General features: G+C 55.9%; 8 protein-coding genes. 4 read left to right on the plus strand and 4 right to left on the minus strand.

The features are described 5' to 3' along the window. Positions 1-15: 15 nt before the first annotated feature. Entirely contained in the window at positions 16-1,665 is a 1,650-nt protein-coding gene (locus BMX80_RS11520) for a phytoene desaturase family protein (RefSeq protein ID WP_074868592.1), read from the plus strand. Between the two features lie 263 nt (positions 1,666-1,928). On the opposite strand, the gene BMX80_RS11525 is transcribed toward BMX80_RS11520, so the two are convergent. Both BMX80_RS11525 and BMX80_RS11530 read right to left on the minus strand, forming a co-directional pair. After that, entirely contained in the window at positions 1,929-4,583 is a 2,655-nt protein-coding gene (locus BMX80_RS11525; protein WP_074868597.1) for a CHASE domain-containing protein, read from the minus strand. Next, entirely contained in the window at positions 4,570-6,207 is a 1,638-nt protein-coding gene (locus BMX80_RS11530) for a sensor histidine kinase (RefSeq protein WP_074868600.1), read from the minus strand. The genes BMX80_RS11525 and BMX80_RS11530 overlap by 14 nt, the downstream gene beginning before the upstream one ends. A gap of 114 nt (positions 6,208-6,321) precedes the next feature. Here BMX80_RS11530 and BMX80_RS11535 point away from each other — a divergent pair, with 114 nt between their 5' ends. The 3 genes from BMX80_RS11535 (at position 6,322) to BMX80_RS11545 (ending at position 8,596) form a co-directional block, all read left to right on the plus strand. Further along, positions 6,322-7,248 carry an ABC transporter ATP-binding protein gene (locus BMX80_RS11535; RefSeq protein ID WP_074868603.1) on the plus strand — a complete coding sequence of 309 codons (927 nt, stop codon included), beginning with the start codon at positions 6,322-6,324 and terminating at the stop codon, positions 7,246-7,248. Then, a complete protein-coding gene (locus BMX80_RS11540; protein WP_074868605.1) occupies positions 7,245-8,006 on the plus strand; it encodes an ABC transporter permease in 762 nt (253 codons plus the stop codon). Before BMX80_RS11535 ends, BMX80_RS11540 begins: the two co-directional genes overlap by 4 nt. Before the next feature lie 62 nt (positions 8,007-8,068). After that, on the plus strand, positions 8,069-8,596 hold the full coding sequence (locus tag BMX80_RS11545) for a PadR family transcriptional regulator (RefSeq protein ID WP_074868608.1): 528 nt from the start codon (positions 8,069-8,071) through the stop codon (positions 8,594-8,596). Between the two features lie 157 nt (positions 8,597-8,753). Here the strand turns inward: BMX80_RS11545 and BMX80_RS11550 are convergent, their stop codons facing one another. Beyond that, positions 8,754-9,890, minus strand: coding sequence for a hypothetical protein (locus tag BMX80_RS11550; RefSeq protein ID WP_074868612.1), 1,137 nt, complete (start codon positions 9,888-9,890; stop codon positions 8,754-8,756). A gap of 266 nt (positions 9,891-10,156) precedes the next feature. Continuing rightward, positions 10,157-10,356 (minus strand): transposase (locus tag BMX80_RS11555; RefSeq protein ID WP_139214100.1); only part of this gene is annotated, 200 nt, incomplete at its 5' end.

A 10,356-nucleotide genomic window follows, 5' to 3' on the forward strand; every position in this document is an offset into this window, starting at 1 on the left:
GCACAGGGACTTTTTATGAAACGCACCGGCACTCGTTTTCGCGCGCAAAAGGCGCTGTCTCATTACGACGCTATCGTCATTGGCTCGGGCGTTGGTGGCCTGTGTACCGCCGCGCTGCTGGCCAAGCTGGGGCAAAAAGTCTGTGTGCTGGAGCAGCACTACACCGCTGGCGGTTACACCCATGTGTACGAGCGTGGCGGCTATGAGTGGGATGTGGGCGTGCACTACATCGGCGAGGTGCATAAGCCGTGGTCGGTGATTCGCCGCGTGTTTGATGTAATCACCGATGGCCAGTTGGAATGGGCCGAGATGGACGCGCACTACGACCATATCGTCATCGGCGATCAGGAATTCCGCTACATGGCCGGCCGTGAAGAGTTTAAGGCCGAGATGAAGAAGCACTTCCCCGAGGAAGCGGCGGCCATCGACCGTTATGTCGAGCTGATCAGCGAAGTCAGCGCGCAAATCCCCAAGTTCTTCGCTGGCCAAGCGCTGCCGCGCAGCATCGGCACCCTGTACAACAAGCTGCGTCGCAAGCTGTTTCCCGATTACTTTTTTAAAAGCACCCGCGAAGTGCTGGAAGGCCTAACCCGCAACGAGCAGCTGATTGGCGTGCTCACCGCGCAGTGGGGCGACTACGGCTTGCCGCCGGCGCAGGCGGCGTTTGTGATGCACGCCATGGTGGCTAAGCACTACGTGACCGGCGGTAACTACCCCGTGGGCGGTTCGATTCGCATCGCTGAAACCATTATTCCGGTGATCGAAGCGGCCGGTGGCCATGTGTTTACCTACGCTGGCGTTGAGCAGGTGCTGGTTAAAGACAACCGCGCCTACGGCGTGCAGTTGGTTAAAGACGGCCACGTGATTACCGCCGATAAGATCGTCAGCTGCGCCGGCTTGCTGCCGACCTATGACAAGCTGCTGCCAAAAACCGTCAGCGCGCCGTTGGGTTTGCTCAGTGACCTAGAAGAGGTCAAACCCTCGGCCTCGCACGTGTGCATCTACGCGGGGTTCAAAGGTGATGCCAAAGCCTTGAACCTGCCGAAGACTAACTATTGGTTGTACCCCGAGTTCAATCACGACCTGTCGGTGAAGCGCTTTATGGATTCGCCGGGGCTCGATTTCCCGATGATTTATATCTCCTTCCCGTCGGCTAAAGACCCGGACTGGAACCGCCGCTACCCGAATAAATCCACCGTCGAGATCGTCGCGCCGAGCTTCCCGCAGTGGTTTGAGCAGTGGAAGGGCAGCACATGGAACAAGCGTGGCGAAGACTACGAAGCCTTTAAAGAAAAAATCAGCCAAGTGCTGCTGGAGGCGCTGTACAAGCACCACCCGCAGCTGCGTGAAGCGCTGGACTTCTACGAGCTGTCGACGCCGCTGTCTACCGAGTGGTTCCAGTGGAACCAAGTAGGCGAGATTTACGGCATCGAGCACACCGTGAAGCGCTTCCAGCAGAACTGGATTCACCCGCAAACGCCGATTAAGAACTTCTATTTAACCGGCTCGGATGTGGTGACTGCTGGGGTTGGCGGCGCCTTGATGGGCGGCGTGCTGTGCACCGCGCGGATGCTCGGTTGGCAGGCCTATAAGGTGAAGAAATTGATCGCCGAGGCTTATCAGCCAGAGCAGGGCCAAGCGGAGAGCAAGCCGCAAACGGCTTAACGGCTGGGCGGTTAACCGAAGTGATCCTTCTGCGCTAATCCATCGCTGGCAGCGTGAATTCATGCAGAAGGCACTAGGCGGCACTGGTTTAATGGCTGCACAACTCAATCGCTGCGTTGTGCGGTGCTCGCAACCTCACCTACCAAAAGGTATGTCTCGGTTGCTGTGCGCCGTACGCCTTGCGCTTGAGTCGTTCGCCGATTAAACAGGCTGTCTGCTAAAGCCCGAGGGGTAATGCTCTCGGGCTTTTTTCTGCCTTTAGGTTATGCCTGTTCGGCCAAGGGCAGTTCGAAGTAGAAGGTGCTGCCTTGCCCTTCGCGGCTGGTAAAGCCGATTTCGCCGCCCATTGCCTCGATCAGCGCTTTGCTAATGCTTAAACCCAGCCCCGTGCCGCCGCGTCGGCGGGTGTCGGAGCTATCGGCTTGGGCGAATTTGGCGAAAATACGCCCGTGAAATTCTTGAGGAATCCCCGGGCCGTGATCGACCACCGCTACATGCACGCGGTTGTCGTGCAGACGGCCGCGAATCATCACGCTGTCGCCTTCGGGCGAAAACTTCACCGCGTTGGAGATCAAGTTACTCAGCACTTGTTGCAGCGCTTGCGCATCCACACTGATGCGCACGGCGTCGTTTAGCTCGGCGCAGTCGCTATGCAGTTGCACCTTGTAGCTGCTGGCGTAGCCGGCATTCAGCACCAGTGCTTGGTTAAGCAGCTCGGCTACTGAGTACTCTGCGAGCTCTAGCTGCTTGTGGCCCAGCTCTAGGCGCTCGATGTCGAGAATGTCGTTGACCAGTGACACCAAGCGGTCGGCATTGCTGCGACTGATATTGATCAGTTGCAGCGCTTGCTCGTTGAGCTCGCCACCCACGCCGCCGGCCAGTAGGCCGAGTGAGCCCTTGATGGAGGTCAGTGGGGTGCGTAGTTCGTGGCTGACGGTGGCGACAAACTCGCGTTTCATGCGCTCGATTTGTTTGCGGCTGGAAATATCGCGCAGCATGGCCACGTAGCGCAGGCCATTGGGCAGTAGATAGCTACTCAGGCTGACTTCAATATCCAGCGGGCATTGATGCAGGTCGCGCATTTGCCATTCCACCCGCTCTTCAAGCCCCGCGCTGAGCAGTTCTGGCACAGAGACGACCTCGCGCAGCACGTCTTGCAGATTGGTTTTGCTGGCATTGCCGCCCAGTGCCAACAGTTGTTGCGCGGCAGGGTTGGCGCGCAAGAATTGGCCGCTGGCATTCATGATGATGATGCCTTCGGCGGCGTTATTCAGCACCGAGGTGATCTCAAAGGTACGTTCGCGCACTTGCTCGGCAACTGCCTGCGCGCGGCCGCTAATGGCCAATAAAAAAGCGCCTAATAAACTACACAGCAGCAAACCTGTGGTGAGCAATAGCCAAGGCTGCAAGCTTTGTTGGTGCTGCAAAAAACTTGCGCTGGGTAATAGCTGTAAGGTCAGGGCGCGGCCGCCAAAGTTCAGGGTGGCGACTTGCCGTAAGTCTTCTGCGTAGGCGGGCACGCGGTAGTTATCGTCGCCAAAGAGCAGGGTGTTTTGCGTGGCCTGTGAGTCTTTCACCGTCAGCATAAAATTATCGGCGCTGGCGGTGTAGCTGTGGATTGTGGCCTCAATTAAGCGTTGCACTTGGATGGCGGCAACGGCAAAGCCGCGTAGATAAAGCCCGCGCTGTTCTTCATTGAGGGCGCTTGGGGCCGTCCAATAGGCTGGGTAAAACAGCAGGACGCCAAGCTTGCGTTCGGCGTTGTTGACCAAAGTGATGGGGGCCGTCATGGCCAGTTTGCCTTTATCGCGGGCGTACTCTAACGCGGCATTGCGGATTGGCTCAGTGCTGACGTCGATGCCCAAGGCGCGCTCATTGCCTTGCAGGGGGTTCATGTATGCCAGCACCACGTATTGCGCGCGCGGGCTTGCCAGCGCTAAACGGCCGTCAGGGGTGAACTCTTTAATCGCAAAACCCGGCTGCATACTTTGTAAGCGTTCTTCCAGTGCGGCGCGCTCATAGTGCTGCACCAAAGGGTTCCAGGTTAAGGCAATCAAGCCTGGATAGCCGTCGTTCATCTCTTCGGTGAATTGGCTAAAGTCTTGCGCTGATACAAAGGTTGAGGCGGTAAAGAAGCGCTCAATGGAATGGAGCACCGTGCCATAGCGATTTAGGCGGCTTTCAAGGGCGTTAAACAGCAACTTGGCTTGTTGTTCAAACTCCAACTGCACACGTTCTTGTTGCACGGCGCTGGCGCGCAAAAAGATAAACACCATGATCGCGCAGCTGACGAGCAACGGCAGCGCCACGCTGAGTAAACGCGGGCGCCATAAAGGGGCGGGTTTGCCGAACAGCATAAGCATGACGGGCGCGACGAGCATCACCCCAAGGCTGTCGCCGAGCCACCACGTCCACGCAGAAAACAGCCATTTCTCAGTGCTGATTATCTCCGCCAGCCACAGCACGCTGGGGCCAACCAGAGCGCTGATTAAGCAGGCCAGCGGCCCAGCCAATAGCAGCCATAAAAAAATGCTGCGCTCGTCTTGCAGCGGGTTGTCGGCACCGAGCCAGCGGCGTATGGCCCACGCGGCCAGCAAGCATTGCGCGGTTGAGCCTAGGGCAATGCCCAGCGCTACCGGCAAGCCAGCCCAGCTCAGCTCGGTAAGGCTGCTGATACCCAAGCTCAGATTGAGCACAGTACTGCCCAGTAGCACGCCCCAAAGCATAGGGTAGCCCCAGAGAATAACCGCACCCACGGCAATGCCTAGGGCAGGGAAGATCGGCGTTACAAACCCCGGTGGCACCGCCAATAACAGCCCTAAGCGACCTGCCAGCACATAGGCCAGCGCCAAACAAAGGCCGCCAAGGCCATAACGTAGGCTGGCGGGTAAGGTGGCAAAGGGCTTAAGCGGGCTCACTACAGGGCTCCTCACTGGCAGGCTCCGTACTGACAAAATCGGCATAAAACTGCGCGCCTTGCCCCGGCTTGCTAAAGAAGCTCAGCTCGCCACCCATGCAGTGCATGAGCTTTTGGCTAATGGCTAAGCCCAGTCCGGTGCTTTTGGTTTGCCGCGTGTCGTCGTTATGCGCTTGGGTAAAGGGTTGGAAGAGTTTGTCCTGAAAGTCGAGGGGAATGCCCGGGCCTTGATCGCTCACGGTGATGCGGCAGCCGTTGGGCGTAGCGCTAACGCTGATCTGCACAGTGCTGTGTGCAGGGCTGAAACGGATGGCATTGGCCAGTAAGTTGACCAGTACTTGCTGGGTGCGGCCGCTATCAAGTAGCACTTGGTAGTCTTCGGCCGCATTAAAGCCGAGTCTTACCTGTTCGGTGACGGCCAGTGGTTGCAGGGTTTCTAGCGCTGCGTGAATTTGCGCATTGATCGACTGCTGGCTCAGTTGCACCTGTAGGCGTTCAGACTGCAGTTTTTCAAAGTCGAGAATGTCATTCACTAGCGCCGCCAAACGCTCGCCGCCGCGCAGGGCGAGATCGACGATCTGCTGGCCTTGGGCGTCGAGTTGAGCGTTGTGCAAGCCGTGCAACAGACGAATCGAGCCCAGTAACGCGGTGAGCGGGGTGCGCAGTTCATGGCTGACCATAGCGGCGAACTGGCTTTTGCTTTGCGCTAGCTGTTTTTCTGCGCTGATGTCTTGCAGCGCGCAGATCAGTTCGGGCTTGTCGTGCTCACGAATCAAAAACACTCGTGCCCACAAGTGGTGCTCGGGGCCATTAAGTTCCAGCTCAATAGGCTCGCTAAAGCCCGCCTCGTCTAAGCCCTCAGCCTGTTGCAGTAGCAGTGCGGCATTGTGTGGATCGAAACCGGGTAACTGCTCCAGTGCGCAACGACTGTGGGTGCTATGCAGCATGGCTTGCGCGTTGGGGCTGAGCACCACGCTGCGCTCTGCTGGGTTAAGGCGGAAATAACACATATGCCCCGCCTTAAGGGCCAGCTCGAGGCGCGAGGTCAGGCGCTCAAGCCGCGCCGAGTTATCCACGCTGGCTTGATAAAGGCCAATCACGTGGCGGCTCATATTGCGTAGCAGCAAGCCCAGTAGCAGCAGCGCGATAAAGCAGCCCAGTACGATGCCGCCTAAGCTGGTCGGCACCTTCAGCGGGATCAGCTGCTGCGCCTCTAACCAGGCCACCAGTGCGATGCTGAATGCGCTTAAGGCATAGCCTAGCCAGCTCAGCAGGCGCTCGCCGCTAAGCGCTAACGCCACGGGCAAGATCACCAGTGCCGGCATGGGGGTGGCAAACACAGTGCCGGCGCTAAACAAGGTTAAGCTCAGAATCAGCCAGGTGCTTAACCACGCCAATAGCAGGGCGCCGCGTGCGCGCAAACGCATTAGCAAATAACTGCTCAATAACAGTGGCGGCAGCATCACGGCGTACATCAGCACAGCGCGCTTGGCGCGCACCGGCTCATCACCCAACCATAAAACCAGTGCGGCAATGGGCATGATGATCAGCATGGAGCCAATCAAGGTGCGCGCCAGCCCAGCTTGCAGGTTGTGTTGTTGTCGCAGGTTGTTGGCCTTGCTCACCGGCAGGGCATTCCTTGTGTTGGATTAAAGGTGGCTATTAACACAGCGTAGATCAGCACGGCGGCCAAGGGTGCTAGGCTTGCCGCTAATTCAAGACAGCTTTGAGGGCCGCGCGTGTCTGCCATCATCCATATCGACCAGCTGGGCAAAACCTACAGCTCTGGTCATACCGCCTTAAGCGATATCAGTCTGGATATCCAAGAAGGCGAAATTTTTGCCTTGCTCGGCCCCAACGGCGCGGGCAAAACCACCCTGATCAGCATTGTGTGCGGCATCGTTAACCCCGGCAGTGGCCGCGTGTTGGTGGGCGGGCATGACATCGTGCGCGACTACCGTGCCTCGCGCGGCTTAATCGGCTTAGTGCCGCAAGAGCTGGTTAACGATGTGTTTGAAACCGTATGGGCCACGGTGAGTTTTAGCCGCGGCCTGTTCGGCAAAAAGCCCAATCCGGCGTATATCGAGCAGCTGCTCAAAGAGCTGTCGCTGTGGGATAAGCGCGACGCCAAGCTGATCGAGCTGTCCGGCGGTATGAAGCGCCGCGTGATGATCGCCAAAGCGCTGTCGCACGAGCCGCGTGTGTTGTTTCTCGACGAACCCACCGCTGGGGTGGATGTCGAGCTGCGCCGCGATATGTGGGCCATGGTGCGCCGCCTGCGCGAGCGCGGGGTGACGGTAATCCTCACCACCCACTACATCGAAGAAGCCGAAGAAATGGCCGACCGCATCGGCATCATCCGCAAGGGCGAGCTGATCTTGGTCGAAGACAAAGCCGTGCTGATGCAGCGCCTCGGTCGCAAAGAACTGATTCTGCACCTTAAAGAACCGCTCAGCGCATTGCCGGACAGCCTAGTGCCGTTCCGTTTAGAGCGCATCGAAGAGGGCCACGGACTGCGTTACCCGTTCGATAGCCAAGATGAAGACAGCGGCATTCCGCGCTTGCTCACCGCGCTGGCGGCGGCAGGCATCGAGTTGCGTGATTTGAAATCCAAAGAAAGCTCGCTGGAAGACATCTTCGTCAGCCTGCTCAAGGAGGGCGTATGAACCTGTATGCCATTAGAGCTATTTATCTGTTTGAGCTGGCGCGCACCTGGCGCACCTTGTTGCAAAGCATTGCCACGCCAGTGATCAGTACCTCGCTGTATTTCGTCGTGTTTGGCTCGGCGATTGGCAGCAGCATGGCGCAGGTGCATGGGGTGAGTTATGGCGCCTTTATCGTGCCGGGCCTGATCATGCTGGCGCTGCTCACCGAGAGCATCTCCAACGCTTCGTTTGGCATCTATATGCCGCGCTACGCCGGCACGATTTATGAAGTGCTGTCGGCGCCGATTTCGCCGCTGGAAATCGTCATCGGTTATGTCGGCGCAGCGGCGACCAAGTCGGTGATTCTCGGCGTGGTGATTCTGCTCACCGCGCGCTTGTTTGTGGACTTCGAGATTGCCCACCCGGTGTGGATGCTTGCTTACCTGCTGCTAACCGCTTTCACCTTTAGCCTGTTCGGCTTCATCGTCGGCCTGTGGGCCGATGGTTGGGAGAAGCTGCAAGTGGTGCCCGCGCTGATCGTCACCCCGTTAACCTTCTTAGGCGGCGCGTTTTACTCCATCAGCATGCTGCCGGAGCTGTGGCAAACCATCACCCTGTTTAACCCGGTGGTGTATTTGATCAGCGCCTTCCGCTGGACCTTCTACGGTGTGGCCGACGTCAATGTAGCGCTGAGCTTTGCCATGACCGGCGTGTTTTTAGTGGCTTGTTTAGCGGTGGTGAGCTGGATGTTCCGCACCGGCTATCGGTTAAAAAACTAGGACGGTTTGGGGCGCGGTCATCCGCTAGGTAAACTGCGCCCGTTTTAAATCAAGGAAGTGTTATGTCACTGCGCCACGCCATTCTGACCCTGCTGGCCACCGAGCCCGGCAGTGGTTATGACATCGTCCAGCACTTTAAACAGTCGCTGGGCTATTTCTGGAATGCCAAGCACCAGCAGGTCTACTTAGAACTGCGCCGGTTAAGCGAAGAAGGCTGGCTGGATTGCCAAGTCGAAGCACAAAGCGATAAGCCCGACCGCAAGGTGTATACCCTCACCGATTCGGGCATGGCCGAACTGCAACGCTGGCTGCGCGAACCAGCGGCGGCAAACAAGATCAACGACGCCTTGCTGGTCAAACTGTACGGCGGCACCTTGATCGAGGCAGACAACCTGCGCGATGAGTTGGCCCGCCATGTGGATATCCACCAGCAAACCTTGCATAGCCTGCGGGAAATCGAAAAGCTCTATCTAGCCCTAGATGATGCACAAAAAGCCCAGCACCGCCTGCCTTACCTCACCCTACGCCGTGGCATATTGGGTGAAGAGGCGTGGCTGAAATGGGCTGATGAGGTGGCGGCGGAGCTGTAATGGCGATGTGCTGACCTATGAGTGTATTAGGAGCAGCAAGCTGCTTTTTAATACGCAGTGCAGGTTGGTGTGATTGTTGGGCTTTAATGTCGAGAGAGAAAATAAATATGTCCCATTTCATTCATTTTATTAAGCAATGGGATTGCCGGTGATATCTTCATTCTTCTGCTGGTCGATGCGGTGAAATATAGGGCTTCTTCCAATGATGCCCCTGAATATATTCCGCCGTTTGTGAAAAGACCACCCACTGATCGCCAACTGCAATTTTGCTCGTGGCTGTAGGCTTTTTAGTATCCCACACCACCTCGCCAGTATGTTTATCCCAAGCCATGGGAATGCTACCAGAGAGCCCAAAGACCAAATCACCAGGGTGGTTTTTAGCGATAACACCCCGGCCGGTAGACCAGAGCCATACAAAGGGCTCATCACGAAAAGGTGCTAAGTACAAAGAATAACCACCTACACCAGCATGAGATAGCACAACCTCCCCATTACAAACACTTAAACGCCCTGCGCAAGCCCAATTAGCATCCATGCTCTCAGCATGCATATGCGCTTGCATTGCTGGGCAGTTGAAATAATTAACTTCGCGAACTAACTCCGCAGTCACAAGGTCAAACACCAACAAGTGATCAGCAATTAACACATAGGCCAAGTCAGTCTCGATAAATGCTATAATACTTTTGTCAGGAAACGCTTGACGATATTTTGCCAGAGAAACATCCAGTACTGGCATTCCTCTATCCAAACAATAAACCAAGAAATTACCACTTCGGCGCTCACCAAATATCAGAGAGCCCTGCCAATCTTTCGAATAACCTATATCCAAGCGCAAGCAACTTGACACCCGCTGCTCTTTGATGTCGATAATATCAATGTCTTTATAAAGAGAGCTCACATCACTGCCGCGATAAACCTTGCCTCCCCAGTAATAGGCCCAGCCATAATCATCCCATTCAGGGTTCATCTTTCGATCCGCTTCGCTATAGATAGACGAAAATCCATCCAAAGCCAGAACTTCTGGCTTCCATCCGCTTATCATAAGCACATTACTGCCAGGGCATATTGACCGGAGGCCGGTTACATTCGCCTCATAACAGCATGGCTGCGAGTCAAAGTCTCCTTCAAAACCTTCAAGATCAATACACTTCAGAAAGCTGGGCGCACCTTGAATAGGCATATCAGCATGAGAGTAGAGCGCATACATTTTTTTTCCGAGAACAAAAACATCAAAATATCGCTCGGCCGAAAAACACTTAAAATTAGCTTTTTTTGAAGGAATACCCGGCAACATCTCAACTCCCTTTCGACGTCAATGGATCGATCAGCTCTTCTATAACATGAATAGTGATGTCTTTAGAACAATCAAACTTTGGCTCAACAAGCAATAAAAGGGAGCAGATTTATCTTCTGTTCCGCAGTGCTAGGGAAACGCTGATTTATTAAGCCTCACACCAGCACCAGTGCCGATTCGCAGCGCAAAATCAGAAAACCAGCTCGATTCCCCGCATGACTAGCGCCTTTTGGCGTTAGCGCAGCCTCCGTAGAGGCCATTTCCCGTCAGCAAGACGGATTTATCCCGTGAGCACGCATCAAATGTCGCTTGGATAGCAGCAAATTCGCGAAGCCAAACAGGCTGAACAGCTGCGCCGTGTTTTTCGTCAGACCGCGATAGCGCGTTTTGCGGTAATGAAACAGATTTTTAACCACGTGAAAGGGATGCTCGACTTTGGCGCGCACTTTGGCTTTCAGGCGTTCTA

Source organism: Atopomonas hussainii, from assembly GCF_900109735.1.
GTDB lineage: Bacteria > Pseudomonadota > Gammaproteobacteria > Pseudomonadales > Pseudomonadaceae > Atopomonas > Atopomonas hussainii.

What these genes read in the sequence shown, in the direction of transcription:
- BMX80_RS11520 (WP_074868592.1), top strand. Translation starts at nt 16, where the DNA reads ATGAAACGCACCGGCACTCGTTTTCGCGCGCAAAAGGCGCTGTCTCAT.
- BMX80_RS11540 (WP_074868605.1), top strand. Translation starts at nt 7,245, where the DNA reads ATGAACCTGTATGCCATTAGAGCTATTTATCTGTTTGAGCTGGCGCGC.
- BMX80_RS11545 (WP_074868608.1), top strand. Translation starts at nt 8,069, where the DNA reads ATGTCACTGCGCCACGCCATTCTGACCCTGCTGGCCACCGAGCCCGGC.
- BMX80_RS11550 (WP_074868612.1), bottom strand. Translation starts at nt 9,890, where the DNA reads ATGTTGCCGGGTATTCCTTCAAAAAAAGCTAATTTTAAGTGTTTTTCG.